The following is a 16,309-nucleotide window of genomic DNA, read 5'->3' on the forward strand; positions in this document are numbered from 1 at the left end:
ATCCGCCGCTGTCTGGAAGGTTAATTTAAAGCTTATTCGCCGGCGATCTTCATCTCTGGAAGGATAATGGAGCCGCACTGAATATTGCTGCGGGTCTCGATATCGCTGCCGATGCTGACCATGTTGCGCAGCATGTCTTTCAAGTTGCCGGCGATGGTAATTTCGCTCACCGGATATTGAATTTCACCGTTTTCGACCCAGAATCCGCCCGCACCGCGCGAGTAGTCACCGGTCACGCCGCTAACGCCCTGTCCCATCAGCTCAGTGACCAGCAGGCCTTTGCCGAGCTTGCGCAGCATGGCACTGAAATCATCGCCCTGGCCAGCAATGCGCCAGTTGTGAATACCGCCCGCGTGGCCGGTGCTCTGCAGGCCGAGTTTACGTGCGGAATAGCAGGTCATCAGCCAGGTTTGCAGCACGCCGTCTTCGACGATGTTGCGGCGCTCGGTGCGCACGCCTTCGCTGTCAAAAGGCGTAGACGCCAGCCCTTTCAGCAGGTGTGGATGCTCTTCGATAGTGATCCACTCAGGCAGGATTTGCTTGCCCAGGCTGTCGAGCAGGTAAGACGATTTACGGTAAATACTTCCGCCGCTGATTGCCCCCACCAGATGACCGAACAGGCCGGTGGCAACTTCGGCCGAGAACATCACCGGGGCTTTCATGGTCGGCAGCTTGCGCGGCGAGAGGCGGGACAGCGTGCGACGCGCGCATTCCTGCCCCACCCACTCCGGGCTTTTCAGCTCATCGATGGAGCGAGCGATGGTGTAGGCGTAGTCACGTTCCATGTCGCCGTCGGCTTCGGCAATGACCGACGCCGACATCGAGTGGCGGGTCGAGCAGTAGCTTTTCAGCATGCCGTGGCTGTTGCCAAAAACGCGAATGCCGTAATGGCTGTTGAAGCTGCCGCCTTCGGTGTTGGTAATGCGTTTATCCGTGGCCAGCGCTGCCTGCTCTGCGCGTGCAGCTAGCTCGATACCGCGATCGGCGTCGAGTTCGGTCGGATGGAAGAGGTCAAGATCCGGTGCATCGAACGCCAGCAGTTCTCTGTCGGCCACGCCGGCAAAAGGGTCTGGAGAAGTGTAACGCGCGATATCCAGCGCCGCCTGTACGGTACGCGCGATGGCGTCAGGGCTGAGATCGGTGGAGGACGCACTGCCTTTACGCTGTTGATAATAAACGGTAATACCGAGCGCACCGTCGCTGTTGAACTCGACATTTTCGACTTCACCGAAGCGAGTGCTAATCCCGATACCGGTGGTTTTACTGACTGCCACTTCCGCACCGTCAGAACCGGCTTTCGCTAACTCCAGAGCCTGCGCTACGGCCTGTTCCAGCGTTTTACGTTGCTCTGCCACTTGAGTGGTTACGTTCATCAGCCCGCCCTTCTTTTGAATAAGGTGTTAAATAAAAAGATGGTGATCATTAACTGCATATTCTTCTGAGTCTAACAGAGACTTAGCACAATTTCGCATTCCGACTGGGTCTTTTGTTGCCAACCGTGCGATAATGCGGCCAAGAATTTTAAGGATCCATAATGACTAAGAAAATTGAAGACTGGCTCGACGATGTTCCTGAAGAGAACAACGAAGAAGATGATGAGATCATCTGGGTCAGCAAGAGTGAAATCAAACGCGATGCCGAAGCACTGAAAGATCTGGGTGCCGAGATGGTCGATCTGGGGAAAAACTCCCTCGACAAGATCCCGCTCGACGAAGACCTGCGTGCCGCTATCGAGCTGGCGCAGAAGATCAAGAAAGAAGGCCGTCGTCGTCAGATGCAGCTGATCGGCAAAATGCTGCGTTCACGCGACGTTGAGCCAATTCAGACCGCACTCGACAAGCTGAAGAACCGCCATAACCAGCAGGTTTCGCTGTTCCACAAGCTTGAAGTATTGCGCGACCGTCTGGTCGAAGAAGGGGATGATGCGGTGCCTGCGGTACTGGATCTTTATCCTGATGCCGACCGTCAGCAGCTCCGCGCGCTTGTCCGCAACGCGCAGAAAGAGAAGGCTGCCAATAAGCCACCGAAGGCCTATCGTCAAATCTTCCAGTACCTCAGAGAGCTCGCGGAAACGAAAGACTAACCGTCTTGCCTGAAGCCGTAGCTGCGCTTGCTCGCCCCAGTCACTGACCTGTGTCAGCGCCTGGGGACTTGCTCACCTGCCGCCTTGCTACCGCGCCAATGACTCAGTTCTTTAATTAAAAACTAGGCTTTAGGCTTAGCTTTCTCAAATAAATTAAACCGCAGCGCGCCATCCAGCTCTTCTTCCGCCTCTTCAAACAGCAAAACCAGCGATCCAAAGCGTCGTTTACGTCCGGCGTTCAGGTTGGTGAAATCAATTTCAACCGGTAAAGCAATACCGCCGGTGACCTCATCCCACAACGCGTCAAGGTTAGCGCCAAACTGCTCACTCAGCGTGAACTGGCGAGAAAAATCTGCGTAGAAGGCTGCCAGATCGGGGATATGATTAAAATCGAAGACCACTTTTTTCATGCGCTTTACTCCACCCGAACAACATTCTTATAGTGATCGCGACTCACATAAATCAGGCCATCGTTGGCAAACAGCACGCGATCGGCACCGCGTCTTCCGCAGTGATAGTCAATATCGGCCTCACGCCACACGCGGCCGGGCGCAGACGGTAGCGTCTGCTCACGATTAGAGAAATGATCCCCGCCAATCGCCTTACCCGGCAATACGTCACAAAGATTGCCCGAACGTGGGTCCCAGCCCGCCGCGCGTGCCTTCCTCTTGGTGATAAAATAATCCGGCAGTCGATGATGCTGCTGCAGGTAACTCACCACGGTTTTCTCCGCGGTAAGCGACGCGATATCTCCTTGCGCGGGAGGGAAAAAACTCAGTTTTGCCATCGCACTGCCGCAGAACATAATTAACAGTCCCGCCAACAGCCAATGAACCCGACCCCACGTGTTTACTGCTCTCATTGTCACCTACTTTTAGAATAGACAGATTTCGGGCTACAGATTGCCCAGATGCAGCGTTTTCACCTGCAAATACTCTTCAAGCCCCAGCACCGAACCTTCCCGGCCAAGACCTGACTCTTTCACGCCGCCAAAAGGTGCGACCTCGGTCGACAGCGCACATTCGTTGATACCAATCATGCCGCTTTCAATCGCATCGGCCACGCGGAACACCCGCTGCAGATTCTGCGTATAGAAGTAAGCGGCCAAACCGAACTCGGTATCGTTAGCACGTTTAATCGCTTCCTCTTCAGTTTTGAAGCGGAAACAGGCCGCCAGCGGGCCGAAGGTCTCCTCAGAGGCTACCTTCATCTGGTCATTGGCCTGCGCGATAACCGTCGGCTGGTAGAAGTTACCGCCCAACTGATGGCGTTGTCCCCCGGTTAACAGCTTGCCGCCGTGCTCCAGAGCATCTTTAACGTGTTCCTCGACCTTTTCAAGTCCTTTAATATTAATTAATGGACCGATAATGACGCCCTCTTCCATGCCGTTTCCGACCTTCAGTTTCTTGACCTCATCGGCGAGACGATTCACGAAGGTGTCGTAGATGCCGTCCTGTACATAGATGCGGTTGATAGATACACAGACCTGGCCGGAGTTGCGGAACTTGCAGGCCAGTACCCCGTCAATGGCGGCGTCGAGGTCGGCATCGTCAAAGACGATGTAGGGCGCATTACCGCCCAGCTCCATCGACACTTTCTTCATGGTATCGGCACTGTTGCGCACCAATGTCTTACCGACCTCGGTGGAGCCGGTAAACGAAATTTTACGTACAGCGCTGCTAGCCATAATTGCGTCGCTGATGGCCGAGGTATCACCGGCTACGCCATTGATGACGCCGTCAGGCACACCCGCCTGCTTCGCCAGCGCCAACAGTGCAAAGGCCGAGAGCGGCGTGTTATTCGCAGGTTTAATGAGGCCGGTACAGCCCGCAGCGAGCGCCGGACCGAGTTTACGCGTCAGCATCGCCAGCGGAAAATTCCACGGCGTAATAGCCGCCACCACGCCCACCGGCTCACGGGTGGCCAGGATACGTGAGCCCGCTTTGACCGGTGGAATTATCTCGCCGTTGGCGCGCTTGGCCTCTTCGCTAAACCATTGCAGGAAGCTGGCCGCATATTCCACCTCACCCAGCGCTTCCTTCAACGGCTTGCCCTGTTCCGCAACCATCAGCTCGCCGAGGAACTGTTTGTTCTCAATCATTAATTCGTACCAGCGGTGGATAATCTCCGACCGAGCCTTGCCGGTAAGTTTGCGCCACGCCGGGAAGGCTTCGCTGGCGGCCTTGATCGCCTCTTCGGTCTCGGCCTTTCCGGCACGCGCAACTTTGGCAACTATCTCGCCGGTTGCCGGATTTTCGACATCGAAGGTTTTCGCTGCGGTTTTCCATTGCCCCGCCACAAAATAGCCTGTTTTAAACAAATCATGTTCTGAAAGTTTCTTGAGCTGGGATGACATGGTGATGTTTCTCCTGAGCGGGATCGTCCCTTTGAAGGACGATAAAACCAAAGATAATTAATGATTAAGTATAGCCACTAATATCCTGTCCGCAGCGGAAGTCCCTCAGCCCACTGTGCTTTTCGGACAGCTTAACCCCAGTTTAATCTGCTAATTTTTGTACGATCCCTGCTATATCCCCCAGCCACATCACGCACACTATTGGTGCAAATCGATTAATAAATAGCACGCAAATAATGCGAACTCACTCTATAAGTCGGCAATTAGTACAGTTTCATGGGTTGTTTGACAGTCTGGCACGGTTCCTGCTGATACGACTCATACATCAAAAAAGGAAGATTGATGTTTTTCTTAAAACGTTAACAGAGAAGGTTTCTGTCATTAGTTATTTTCCTAAACCCTAAAGAGGACTGCTATGACTCAGGGGACATTGAAAAAAAAATTAGGCCTGGTGGATCTTACCCTGTTGGGTGTCGGCTCCATGATTGGCTCAGGGTGGTTATACGCAGCATTAACAAGCTCGGGTTACGCAGGAGGGTTAACAGGCTGGGCGTGGCTTCTTGGCGCGATTATGGTCATGCTGATTGGTTTGGTGTTTGCTGAACTCTCGGCGGCTATTCCTCGCGCCGGGGGATTCGTTCGTTACCCGCAATACACTCACGGTAACGTGGTTGGTTTTGTAATCGGCGTCAGTTCGCTGCTGGCCTACACCAGTACCGCCGGTGTCGAAGTCGAGGCCGTACGCCAATACGCGATGTACTGGTGGCCCGCACTGGGTCAAACCGACGGCAGCCCGACAAGCCTCGGCTTCGTGATGCAAATCCTGCTGTTGGTGGGCTTCTTCCTGTTGAACTACTGGAGCGTTAAATTCTTCGGTCGCATCAACACTATCATCACTACCTTTAAGTTTATCGTGCCGGTGATGGTCATCATCACGCTGTTTGGTTATTACCACGGTGCTAACCTCGCGGTACCGGGCACCAATCCTGGTGGCGCGCACGGCGTATTCTCCTCACTGACCGGCGCGGGTATCGTCTTTGCCTACCTGGGTTTCCGTCAGGCGGTGGACTTCGCCAGTGAGGCGAAAAATCCTCAACGTAACATTCCAATTGCCATCATTCTGGCGATTGTTATTAGCTTTGCCGTTTACATCCTGCTGCAATTCGCCTTCATGGGCGCAGTGCCGCCGGACCTGCTGAACGCGCATGGCTGGGTCGGTCTGAAAACCATCTTCCAGTCTCCGTATGCCGATCTGGCGCGCAGTCTGGGCATTACCTGGCTGATTAACCTGATCCTTATCGATGCGGTTATCTCTCCAGCGGGAACCGGCAACATCTATCTGGCGGGTGCGTCACGCGTGCTGTTTGCCTGGGCGAAAAACGGCCATCTGTTCAACATTTTCGCCAAGGTTGACCCTAAATCCGGCGTTCCGCGCGGTGCGCTGTGGTTGTCGCTGATTCTGGCGATTGCCTGGACGCTGCCCTCCGAGTTCCAGGTCTGGGGCGGCCTGATTGGTGCGGTTACCTCGGCAACGGTGTTTACCTATCTGCCTGGCCCGGTCAATGCGGGCGTGTTGCGTGCACGTTTGCCTGACCTGAAACGCCCGTTCAAGTTACCGGTGTTTGGTCTGCTCAGTCCGCTGGCCTTTATCGCCAGTAGCCTGCTGATTTACTGGAGCGGCTGGTCGGTCAACGTCCTGTTGATCCCAATTCTGGTGATTGCCTGGGCCGCCTACGTAATCTTTGGCAAAAAGGACGAGAACTTCAAACGCGACGTTAGCAGCTCGCTGTGGCTGCTGGTCTACTATCTGGTGGTGCTGGCGCTTTCCTATCTGGGCACTTACGGCGGCATCAACGCAATCTCCAGCCCAACCGACATGGTGCTGCTGATTATCGTCACGCTGGTGTGCTACTACTGGGGCGTTGCGTCAGGCCATCAAAAACTGGTGATCCCGCAGGACGAGGACGAGCCCGAGGATCAACTGACTCAGGTGAAAACCACTTCAGCCTATCCGTAATCGCCGGATGTGAAGCACAAAAAAAGGCTGGCGCCTTGAAGGCGTCAGCCTTTTTGTTTTACGGGTCAGCAGGCTATTGCAGAAATGCACGCTGATAGTTATGCAGCAGGTCACACAGTCGACGGACCGGTTCGGTCACTTTCGGTGGCGCGTCGTACTCCACCAGTTTCTGCTGATATTCACTCATCTCTTTCAACAGACGCTGATAATAGTACTCGCGTTTGCTTTCACGCTGGGATGACACCACGTGGTCGGCGGTATTACGAATCTTCTTGTGGAAAGCAGAAAGCTCTTCGTTTACCGGCACTTCTGCCAGCTTCAGTCGTTGATGCGCAATGATAAGCTGTAGCGCCAGGCGATATTTGCCAATGTCATTCGGGAACAGCACCAGCAGCTGGTTAAGCTGATGATACAGCGCGGGCAGATGGTTCTCGCGACGGCGATAGGCCTTGGTGGTCAACGCAGAGACTGCACTGCTCACGAAGCGGTTAAGCAACGTGCGCCCAGTCTTGTCGCGTGATTTATCGCGAATCACCGCCAGCACGACCAGCGCAATTATACAGCCAATCGCCTGACCTGACGCGTTGTCGAGGAAGGTCGAGATGTTGAAGGTCATCGGGTTGCTCAACACCAGAATATTGATGCTGCCAACCAACAGACCAAGAACCCCCAAGCGGCGCTTCTGCACCTCGATACCACAAATAAAGATGAAGATGCCCAGCGACAGCAGCAGCAGGAACAGACTTTGCTGAGTGGCCGGCATGATAACGGTATACAGCAAGGAGCCTAAGGGTATCGCGGCCAGCATGCCGACCATGAAGTCCATCGCCATCATACGCGGGTTCGGTGTACGCATCGCCAGTGAGGTGATAACCGCAATAATGACAATCACACCTGAGCCGGCAGTCCAGCCGGTCCACAGCCACAGCAGGCACCCGGCGGCGCTCGCCACGAAGGTACGCAAACCGTTGATCAACGCATGATGCATCTCGGCCGACGCCGGTTTGACCACCACCTCAGTATTGAGGACATTGTTCTCGGTGCTGCTGATGCTGCCGTTGGTGTGAATGCCTTTAATCATCAGCAACGCACGGCTGGCAGAGCCAATCCAGGAGTAAAGCGGCAGCGCGATGTTTTCGGCAGGCAGCGCATTACCTATCTGGCGCAGGCGCTTCAACCTCTGGCGCACGTCATGCTGATTCTCGACCGGTTCATTCACCAGCAGTCTGATTTCTTCAGGCACCAGCTCCGGCGTGGTCTGCATAATGATGAAGGTTTCACAGGCCTGAGTAATCATGCTCAGCGACAGGCTGTGCAACGCCTTCATACGGCGATTCACCCGCTGCCAGCGAGAGGATTCCATCATCAGGCTGCCACGCATGCCGTTCACCGCCGTCGTGCTCTTGACCAGCATGTTCCAGGCTTTGTCGATTTCTTCCTTGTCGGCCTGATTGACGCTGAGCTTGAGCAGCTTGAACTGGTCGATCATCAGCTGGTCTACCGCACGGTCGATGTCTTTCTTGATCGAACGCGGTGAAAACAACAGATCAGCGACGATGGCAGCACAAATACCGACCACGATTTCGCTACAGCGCTCAACGGCAAACTGCGGCGTTTCGGAGAGGTTTGACGAGGCCAGTACCACGATAATCAGCGCGGTGTAACCGGCAAGACCTAAAGCATAGGAATTTTCGACGCGAACAATCGACGACCACCAGGTACAGAATCCGGCCCACAGGCAGCAAACCAGCAGCATCAGGGCGGGTGCACGCGCGAAGGTCATGACAATCGCAATGGCGGCGATACAGCCGATAAACGTCCCGATGACACGTAAAATTCCGCGATGGCGAATGGCACCGGCGAAGGGTTCGCCGCCGGCAACCATGGCGGGTCCGGCGGCCACGATGGCGGCGGTCATCGCCGACCAACGTGGAGTTTCTAACTGCAGGTAAAACCCAAAAACCAGCGCTCCCAAGATAGCAAAGGTCAGCTTGCAGGCAAATCGCATGCGCAGGAAAGTCTGGCTATTCATTTTATCTTCTCTTAACCAAACTCACGCATACGATGCAGGAATTTGGTGAACCAGGAGCCGTTCTCGGCGCGGTCGTGCTCGCCTGCAACCACAACGGTAGCGGTGGTGCCTGCCGGGTACGGGTGTTTTTCATCCATATCATCAAGAAGGATCTTAACCGGTACACGCTGCGCCAGACGTACCCACTCGAGGTTGCTGTCGATGGTCGCCAGACCATCGCTGGATGCGGTGCTGCTGCTGTCGGTTACCGCCGCCGCGACGCTGTCTACGTGGCCGTGCAGAACGCGGTTGCTGCCCAGTGGGGTAATCTCGACGCGGTCACCCTTTTTAACGCGCGCCAGCTTGGTTTCTTCCATATAGGCCAGCACGTAGAAGGTGTGCTCTTTAACCAGTGCGATGGTGGTTTCACCACGGGTAATGAAGTCGCCAGGGTGAACGGTCAGGTTAGTCACCCAGCCGTCGGCAGGAGCAATAACCACGGTACGCTGTAGGTCAAGCGCTGCGGCAGCCGCCGTTGCCTTGGCCTTCGCAAGCTGTTGCATCGTAGTTTGCAGGTCATTGGTCGCCTGCTCAATCGCTTCGATTGATATCGCCTGAGAACCCAGTTTCACGCGGCGAGCCGCTTCGCGTTTTTTCTCGTCGGCCAGTGCCTGGTAATAAGCCACGTCGGCATTCGCCTGCTCCAGTGCCACCTGATAACGCGGCTGGTCAATTTTGAACAGCACGTCACCTTTGGAAACCAGCTGGTTATCCTCTACCGGAACGTCAGTTACCAGACCGGCAACGTCAGGTGCGATAGCCACGACGTCGGCGGTGAATTTGGCATCACGCGTCCATGGGGACTCGGTATAAAAGACCCAGGCGCGGAAAATTGCGATGGCGGCCAGGATCACAATGATAAACGTTATTGCATAACGTATTATTTTTATTGATAAGTTTTTCACGACAGCCTCAGACGAAAATGCAGGAGATTAGGTAGAAGAGACAGCAATATAATGCCGTATTAAATAAAGCCGGATGCCAGACAAAATCATAGATCCCGGTAGGTGTCAGAATTCGGCGCAGTATAAAAAATACTGCCAACGCCAAAAGGATTTCAAAAAACACCGGGGGAAACGACAATCCGAAAATCACCATTACCGGAAGCAAACTCATGGATATTTCCTTAGACTCATACCACAAAGGTAGTGATGCACAGTAACCCTCATATTATTCATTAATTTTAACATTACCGCGCGGATCCGATTCAGAATTTTCAACAATACCAGCGCACTTCGAGAGAATAATCTCTAAAGGATGCGCAGAGGGGTAAAGTTGGATTGCCAGAAAAGTCGGCGGAGGTAAGAAAAAACGATTTAACTGCATCCGAACTTGAGGCTTTTATCTGGACAAGTATATTAGCCTGCTTATTATCAAGTTATCAACATTACGTGATCACAATCACTTTTAAGCTGGGCTTAACAATGGACCGATTAAAACGCATGTCAATCTTTGCTCAGGTGGTTGAAAGCGGTTCTTATACTGCGGCCGCTCCTCGCCTTCAGATGAGCGTTTCAGCCATCAGCCAGAGCATCAGCAAGCTTGAAAATGAATTACAAATCAAACTATTAAACAGAAGTACTCGCAGTCTTGGGCTTACCGAGGCCGGGAAGATTTACTATCAGGGTTGCCACAAGATGCTGCATAACGTTCGTGAAGTCCACGAGCAATTATATGCATTTAATAACACACCAACCGGTACATTACGCATCGGCAGCTCCTCGACAATGGCACAAAATGTCCTTGCTGCAATGACCGCGCAGATGCTCGTCGAGTATCCGGGGCTGACCGTCAATCTGGTTACTGGTATTCCAGCCCCGGATCTTATCTCTGACGGGCTTGATATCGTGATCCGCGTCGGCAAACTTCAGGATTCGAGCCTGTTTTCTAAACATCTCGGCTCGATGCCAATGGTAGTCTGTGCCGCTAAAAGTTATTTGATTCAACACGGTAAGCCCGAAGCGCCTGCGGATATGGTGAACTTCTCCTGGCTGGAATACAGCGTACGCCCAGACAGCCAGTTCGACTTGATATCACCCGAGGGGCAGGCTATCCGTATTCGTCCCGAGGGGCGGTTTGTGACTAACGATTCGCAGACCATTATTCGCTGGCTAAAAGCCGGTGTCGGCATTGCCTATATTCCGCTGATGTGGATTATTGACGAGATTAATTCGGGGGAAGTCGAGATTCTGTTTGGGAATTATCAGTCCGAGCCGCGTCCGGTTTATGCGCTGCATACCGAAAAAGACAAACTGCCGCTAAAGGTGCAGGTGTGCATTAATTACCTGATCGAATACTTCAAGGAAGTCAGCAAGGTCTATCGCAAGCATCGTAAAAGAGAACCGGGCGCTAAATAGCGCCCGGTTGATTGATTGCGGTAACACAAATAACCCGGTTATCAGGCCGTGCCGCCGACGGTCAAACTGTCCAGTTTCAGCGTTGGCTGGCCGACACCGACCGGTACGCTCTGACCTTCTTTACCGCAGACCCCCACGCCTTTGTCGAGCGCAAGGTCGTTCCCGACCATCGAAATCTGCTGCATCGCCTCAATACCCGAACCAATCAGGGTTGCGCCCTTAACCGGTTTAGTAATGCGGCCTTTCTCGATCAGGTAGGCTTCCGAAGTCGAGAAAACAAATTTACCCGAGGTGATATCGACCTGACCGCCGCCAAAGTTTGGCGCATACAGGCCGTATTCGACGCTACTAATAATATCTTCAGGCGTTGACTGCCCACCCAGCAGGTAGGTGTTAGTCATGCGCGGCATCGGCAGGTGAGCATAAGACTCGCGTCGACCGTTACCGGTTGGCGCAACGCCCATCAGGCGTGCATTCAGCTTGTCCTGCATATAACCTTTCAGAATACCGTTTTCGATCAGCACGTTGTATTGACCCGGGACACCTTCGTCATCAATCGAAATTGAACCACGACGGCCCTGCAGGGTGCCATCGTCCACCACGGTGCAGAGTTCAGAGGCAACCAGTTTGCCCATCTGACCGCTGAACATTGAGGTACCACGGCGGTTAAAGTCGCCTTCCAGCCCGTGTCCAACCGCTTCGTGCAGCAGCACCCCCGGCCAGCCTGCGCCGAGAACGACCGGCATCGTTCCGGCCGGAGCCGCAACGGCGGTCAGATTGACCAACGCCATACGCACCGCTTCGCGGGCATAGACATCAGCGCGAACTTCACCGTCAACGCTTTCAAGGAAATATTCATAACCGAAACGACCGCCGCCGCCGCTTGAACCGCGCTCGCGGCGACCGTCTTGCTCGACCAGCACGCTCACGGACAAACGAACCAGCGGGCGAATATCTGCCGCCAGCGTGCCATCGGTGGCAGCAACCAGTACGCTTTCATACACGCCGGTAATGCTGGCAGAGACTTCCTGCACGCGGCTGTCTTCCGCACGCGCCGCTTTATCTACACGGTGCAGCAGGGCAATCTTCTCTTCACGCGGCAGGCTTTGCAGCGGATCTGCCAGTGAATAAAGGGGAGAGTGATTGATGGCACCCAGCTGGTGGGCCCTGCCATTACCCTGTTCGCGCACGATGCTGCGTGCGGCCTGCGCGCTCTGGTTCAGCGCGTTCAGGGTAATCTGATCGGCGTAAGCAAAACCGGTTTTCTCGCCGCTTACGGCGCGAACGCCAACGCCCTGATCGATATTGTACGACCCGTCTTTGATGATGCTGTCTTCAATGACCCAGGCTTCGTGAAAACTGGACTGGAAATAGAGATCGGCATAATCGAGACGGCGCTCAGACAGCTGGCCTAATACCGAAAACAGGTCTTGTTGACTCAGGTTATTAGCGGTTAGTAACCGCTCACTGACTAGGGCCAGACTCATAATTTCTTCACTCTCTTTGGTCATGTAAAGTCAAGTTACAGCCTAACACAGTATGAGGTTTCTCAACACTGCGCGGCCCGTCTCAGCGTGCTGGCGTGGTCAGGGCCTGTTTGTCGGCCTTGGACTGGCGCAGGATCTCGTGAATTTCAGGCTGCTCGATGGTGCCATCAATCTGATAGCGGATCAGCGAAATTTTGTTCCACAGCGGTGCCAACGCCTGGCTTGCGGCAAAGACCGCGGCGCCGACGATTGGGTTTATCACAAACGCCGTCGCAACGCCGACCGTCGCGGAGATCTCTGGCGCAATAACCGCTTCAAGATCCAGCCTCTGGGTCACGAGGTCAACATTGCCGTTAATCGCGATATCCGCCGCCAGACCGTCAACCAACAGGTCGTTGGTGTGGATAACACCGTCCTTGATCCAGGCCGTCGACTTGATGGAGTCAAAGTAGAAACCTTTACCAAAGGTATCGCGGAAGTCGAGCTGAAGTTTGCGCAACAGTGCGTCGAAGCTGACCAGACGCAACAACTGCCCCGCACGACCGCCGCCCATATTGATGATTTCACCCTTACCGAAGTCGGTTTTCATCGTGCCGTTCAGCGTCTTGGCATCCGGTTTCCACGGCGCGTCTTTCCAGTGCAGGTCAAAGTCTATCTTGAACGGTGCCCCCTTCAGCGGCGTGGTCACGCCTATGAAGGAAGTGGCACGGTCAAAATTCTTGCCGCTCAGCGTGCCTTTGAGCGCCGTGCTGTCATGGTTTTGCGCATCTTGTTTCCAGTCGCCCTGCACGTCAAGACGGCCTTCACCGGTGTCGATGACGCCATTGCGCAACGTCAGCAGGTTGCCCTGCGGAGCCAGATCGGCATCGACCTTACGCAGACTTTGTCCCATAAACCAGCAGGCTTCACAGCGCACATTCAGCGCTGGCCAGTTGGCGAATGACAGGTGGCGGCTAAACGGATTCTGCGTACCCTGGGTATCGCCGCTGTTGCCGCTCGCCGTGCTCCACTGCGGATTAAAGTAAAGATAGCGCAGATTTGCCAGCCACGGACCGCTGCTGTTCATATCCAGCGTGCCGTCGATCTCTTTGCCTTTGGCCTTGATATGCATACCGTCATCGCTCTGCGTCGAGGTAAGCATCAGGTCATTCCACCCTTGACCGGCCAGGGTCAGGCGCGGCGTGGTCACCGTAATCTGATGCGGGAAGCCAAAGCCAACCAGCTTGCTGTTCTCGCTCTGAGTCGCTTTGTCCGGGGACAGCAGCGCCAGCCAGTTTTCACCGTCGAGCGCAGGAAGATGCAACGTCAGGCTGCTGGTTGCCGGCAGCGCTGGGGTCTTGCTGGCATTGGCTTCCCAGGATGCACGGTCGAGCGTCAGCTGTTTACCCAGCAGCCAGCGGCTGTTGAAGCGATCTTTACCCGCCAGCACGCCGTTGAGAGTGAAGCTGTGCAAATCACCCTGCACGCTGACGCTAAGCGGCAAGGCGTGGCCAGGCGTCTTATTCAGCGGGTTAGGTAAGTGACTGCTCACATTCTTCAGATCGGCGTCGGCAGTCACCTTATAACTTGGCGAGCCTTTATACGGCAGCAGGATATCAACCGCGCTTTTCCAGTTCGCGCTGCCTGAAATCTTCGCCGCAATCGCCTTCGGCAGGCCAGGCAGCTTCGCAGGCTGCCAGTCACCGTTCAATCCGACAGTAATCTCATAGTTTTCAGGCTGTTCGAAGGTTTTAAAGTTAATGTTTACCGGCTGTCCAAGCAGGGTGCCGGTCATAGCGTTACTCTCAAGGTTGCCATTATCAAAGCTGAACTGGCCAGTCAGGTTCTGAACTTTGTTATCGATAGGCTTGATGTAAAGACTATTGTTCTGCAAATTCACGCCACCGGTCGCACGAACCAGCTTGCCGTTCAATGGGATATCTAAATGTAAGCGCCCACTGACATTGCCGCCAATTTGCAGCTCCTTAAGCGCAGCGCCGAGACTATTACGCAGCGGCGTTTCCTCAAAATAGTGGCCAACGTCGCTGCCCTGCCCGCTGATATCGGCATCGACGAACAGCTTTTCCTTCAGATAGTCAGGAATGTTGGCCACGATATTGTTGCCCGACACGTTGCCAAGCTGAGTATGCGCCGCCTTCATGAACAGACCGTCGTTGAGGAAGTCGAGATCGATGTCCAGATTGGTCAGTGCAGGCCATTCAGGCTGGAACTGGAAGGTGGAATGACGCAGCGGTACCCACACCTCAAACTGGCCTTCGTTATTTTTGAACGGGAACTGGTGAGGGTTACCGTTGAAGCTCAGCGTGGCGTTATCAACCTGCCCGGCCTGAATCGCCGCGCTGAGATAGTCCACCAGTCCTTTACCCATCAGGGTTTCAGGGAAGTAGCGCCACGCCTGACCGCCGTCATAGACGCGAATACCAGAGAGGATTTTCAGCCATGGCTGGCCCTTGACGGGTTGGGTGTAGGTGAAGCCGCCGGTGGCCCACAGGCCGGTTGCCTTGACGCTGACGTCCTGCGACCACAGCGACCAGCCGTCATTATTGTTGGTCCAGTCGAAGGTACCGCTCGCCTGTCCGATTTCCAGCGGCGCGCGGAAGACTTTGCCAAAAGGCAGCTGGCTGTTGTTCAGGTCAACGGTTAGGCGTCCACGAGGCACACTGCCGCTCAGCGTTCCGCCAAAATTGTTGACGCCCGGCAGCAGCTCCCAACGCTGCCAGCTCACGTCGTGCCATGAAAGGTTGAAGCGCGTTTGTTCAGGCTGTTTGAGCGGGATATCCAGCGCCAACTTGTCGACCCTGCCGGTGGGCTTCAGGTCTTTCCAGCGTTCAAGCAGCGCCGGCGTCAGGAATGAAATCGTCGGAATAAGTGGCCCAATGCGCTCAAGCTGGATATTGCTGCCGCGCAGGCGCAGCTGCTCCTGCTGGTCGGGGCCGAGGAACTGGGCATTGCCGCTGGTGCCATTTTCCGGCAGATAAAGTGCGTTGAGGGCGCCCTTCGGCCAGTCCTGACCGTCGGTTTGCAGGTTCAACTGCGGCGTTCCCACCTGCCAGCCATTACCCTGACGGCTGCCGTGCAGGGTCAGGTTATCAGCATCAAGTCGGTGCGACTGGCCGTCGGTGTGCCACACGGCCTCACCTTTTTTCACCTGCACATCTCCGGAGAACACCTGTCCGTCGCGCAGAGTGAGCCACGCAGCCAGACTAAAGTTGGCGCTTTCAAGCCCGGTGTTGCTGCGCAGCCAGCGGCTGAACCACGGCTTCATGTCGATATCATCGGCCTGAAGATAGATTTTGCCGTCGTTGAGCAGTCCGTCGTTGTCGTTGAGATCCATCCGCAGCTGCACGATGCCGTGCTGACCGTTGAAGCTCGACAGGCCCAGCTGGCCCTCGGCGCGGTGGCGGTTTGGCGAGTTGAGCCAGGTCATCTGCTGGATATCAAACTCGGCACGCGGCCCAGACGGCGTCAGGAAAGTAATGCGGCTATTGCGCAGGTCGAAGTGGTCAACCTGCTTGAGGAAGATGTCACTGATGCGGTTTGCCCCAATCGGGCTCCGTTTATTGTCATCGCCGCCCAGCGTAGAGTTTAAATCGAGCTGAAGATTGTAGAAGGTCAGATCGCGGAACTGCCAGCGCAGGTGAAGCAGCGACTGCCAGACGTCAAGCGCCAGCGTGATGCGTTCAACTTTGGAGGAGGACTCTGGCAACTTGACCGATAAATCTCTGAGCTCGAGCATCGGACCGAAGGTCTGCCAGCTGCCGTGAACCTGCGAGAGGGCGATCGGCACGCCGGTCATAGACTGAATTTTATCGACGATAGGCTGTTTAAAGCGGTCGAGCTGGGGTAATGCAAGACGCAAGCCACTGATCGCCAACGCGACGATCACTACAATCGTCGCGAAGCTGGTAAGCAGTATCCCGGGCAGTCGCCTCACACTT

The 16,309-nt window shown here is 54.8% G+C and carries 12 protein-coding genes; 3 read left to right on the forward strand and 9 right to left on the reverse strand.

The window, feature by feature from the left end:
* Nucleotides 1–32: 32 nt before the first annotated feature.
* On the reverse strand, nucleotides 33–1,373 hold the full coding sequence (pmbA, locus tag O1V65_RS16705) for a metalloprotease PmbA (protein ID WP_017493441.1): 1,341 nt from the start codon (nucleotides 1,371–1,373) through the stop codon (nucleotides 33–35).
* Nucleotides 1,374–1,534: 161 nt separating this feature from the next.
* Here pmbA and yjgA point away from each other — a divergent pair, with 161 nt between their 5' ends.
* A complete protein-coding gene (yjgA, locus tag O1V65_RS16710; protein ID WP_017493442.1) occupies nucleotides 1,535–2,083 on the forward strand; it encodes a ribosome biogenesis factor YjgA in 549 nt (182 codons plus the stop codon).
* A gap of 122 nt (nucleotides 2,084–2,205) precedes the next feature.
* Here the strand turns inward: yjgA and O1V65_RS16715 are convergent, their stop codons facing one another.
* The 3 genes from O1V65_RS16715 to O1V65_RS16725 form a co-directional block, all read right to left on the reverse strand.
* Entirely contained in the window at nucleotides 2,206–2,493 is a 288-nt protein-coding gene (locus O1V65_RS16715; protein WP_017493443.1) for a barstar family protein, read from the reverse strand.
* A gap of 5 nt (nucleotides 2,494–2,498) precedes the next feature.
* Nucleotides 2,499–2,870, reverse strand: a complete 372-nt coding sequence (locus O1V65_RS16720; RefSeq protein WP_240905250.1) for a ribonuclease domain-containing protein — start codon at nucleotides 2,868–2,870, stop codon at nucleotides 2,499–2,501.
* Nucleotides 2,871–2,978: 108 nt separating this feature from the next.
* Nucleotides 2,979–4,439, reverse strand: a complete 1,461-nt coding sequence (locus tag O1V65_RS16725) for an NAD-dependent succinate-semialdehyde dehydrogenase (RefSeq protein WP_017494277.1) — start codon at nucleotides 4,437–4,439, stop codon at nucleotides 2,979–2,981.
* A 415-nt stretch (nucleotides 4,440–4,854) separates the two neighbouring features.
* Here O1V65_RS16725 and O1V65_RS16730 point away from each other — a divergent pair, with 415 nt between their 5' ends.
* A complete protein-coding gene (locus tag O1V65_RS16730; RefSeq protein ID WP_084911834.1) occupies nucleotides 4,855–6,456 on the forward strand; it encodes an APC family permease in 1,602 nt (533 codons plus the stop codon).
* A gap of 73 nt (nucleotides 6,457–6,529) precedes the next feature.
* On the opposite strand, the gene aaeB is transcribed toward O1V65_RS16730, so the two are convergent.
* From aaeB to aaeX, 3 genes are read right to left on the reverse strand one after another with little or no spacing between them, the layout of a single operon-like run.
* Nucleotides 6,530–8,488, reverse strand: a complete 1,959-nt coding sequence (gene aaeB / locus O1V65_RS16735; RefSeq protein ID WP_017494275.1) for a p-hydroxybenzoic acid efflux pump subunit AaeB — start codon at nucleotides 8,486–8,488, stop codon at nucleotides 6,530–6,532.
* Between the two features lie 11 nt (nucleotides 8,489–8,499).
* Complete coding sequence (gene aaeA / locus O1V65_RS16740) at nucleotides 8,500–9,432, reverse strand: p-hydroxybenzoic acid efflux pump subunit AaeA (RefSeq protein WP_084911836.1); 933 nt, start codon at nucleotides 9,430–9,432, stop codon at nucleotides 8,500–8,502.
* Nucleotides 9,433–9,439: 7 nt separating this feature from the next.
* Entirely contained in the window at nucleotides 9,440–9,643 is a 204-nt protein-coding gene (gene aaeX / locus O1V65_RS16745) for a p-hydroxybenzoic acid efflux pump operon protein AaeX (protein WP_017490723.1), read from the reverse strand.
* Between the two features lie 308 nt (nucleotides 9,644–9,951).
* Between aaeX and aaeR the strand changes: the two genes are divergently transcribed.
* A complete protein-coding gene (gene aaeR, locus O1V65_RS16750; RefSeq protein ID WP_017490724.1) occupies nucleotides 9,952–10,884 on the forward strand; it encodes an HTH-type transcriptional activator AaeR in 933 nt (310 codons plus the stop codon).
* Nucleotides 10,885–10,925: 41 nt separating this feature from the next.
* Here aaeR and tldD read toward each other — a convergent pair whose 3' ends face one another.
* Together tldD and yhdP are read right to left on the reverse strand one after the other, a co-directional pair.
* Nucleotides 10,926–12,371, reverse strand: a complete 1,446-nt coding sequence (gene tldD / locus O1V65_RS16755; protein ID WP_227977607.1) for a metalloprotease TldD — start codon at nucleotides 12,369–12,371, stop codon at nucleotides 10,926–10,928.
* A gap of 82 nt (nucleotides 12,372–12,453) precedes the next feature.
* On the reverse strand, nucleotides 12,454–16,305 hold the full coding sequence (gene yhdP, locus O1V65_RS16760; RefSeq protein WP_084911838.1) for an AsmA2 domain-containing protein YhdP: 3,852 nt from the start codon (nucleotides 16,303–16,305) through the stop codon (nucleotides 12,454–12,456).
* Nucleotides 16,306–16,309: the final 4 nt, after the last annotated feature.

Origin of the sequence: Rouxiella badensis, assembly GCF_026967515.2 — a bacterium.
Classification (GTDB): domain Bacteria; phylum Pseudomonadota; class Gammaproteobacteria; order Enterobacterales; family Enterobacteriaceae; genus Rouxiella; species Rouxiella badensis.

Excerpts from the sequence above, each read along its gene's own strand:
- pmbA (WP_017493441.1), bottom strand. The coding sequence starts at position 1,373 with ATGAACGTAACCACTCAAGTGGCAGAGCAACGTAAAACGCTGGAACAG.
- yjgA (WP_017493442.1), top strand. The coding sequence starts at position 1,535 with ATGACTAAGAAAATTGAAGACTGGCTCGACGATGTTCCTGAAGAGAAC.
- O1V65_RS16715 (WP_017493443.1), bottom strand. The coding sequence starts at position 2,493 with ATGAAAAAAGTGGTCTTCGATTTTAATCATATCCCCGATCTGGCAGCC.
- O1V65_RS16720 (WP_240905250.1), bottom strand. The coding sequence starts at position 2,870 with ATGGCAAAACTGAGTTTTTTCCCTCCCGCGCAAGGAGATATCGCGTCG.
- O1V65_RS16725 (WP_017494277.1), bottom strand. The coding sequence starts at position 4,439 with ATGTCATCCCAGCTCAAGAAACTTTCAGAACATGATTTGTTTAAAACA.
- O1V65_RS16730 (WP_084911834.1), top strand. The coding sequence starts at position 4,855 with ATGACTCAGGGGACATTGAAAAAAAAATTAGGCCTGGTGGATCTTACC.
- aaeB (WP_017494275.1), bottom strand. The coding sequence starts at position 8,488 with ATGAATAGCCAGACTTTCCTGCGCATGCGATTTGCCTGCAAGCTGACC.
- aaeX (WP_017490723.1), bottom strand. The coding sequence starts at position 9,643 with ATGAGTTTGCTTCCGGTAATGGTGATTTTCGGATTGTCGTTTCCCCCG.
- aaeR (WP_017490724.1), top strand. The coding sequence starts at position 9,952 with ATGGACCGATTAAAACGCATGTCAATCTTTGCTCAGGTGGTTGAAAGC.
- tldD (WP_227977607.1), bottom strand. The coding sequence starts at position 12,371 with ATGAGTCTGGCCCTAGTCAGTGAGCGGTTACTAACCGCTAATAACCTG.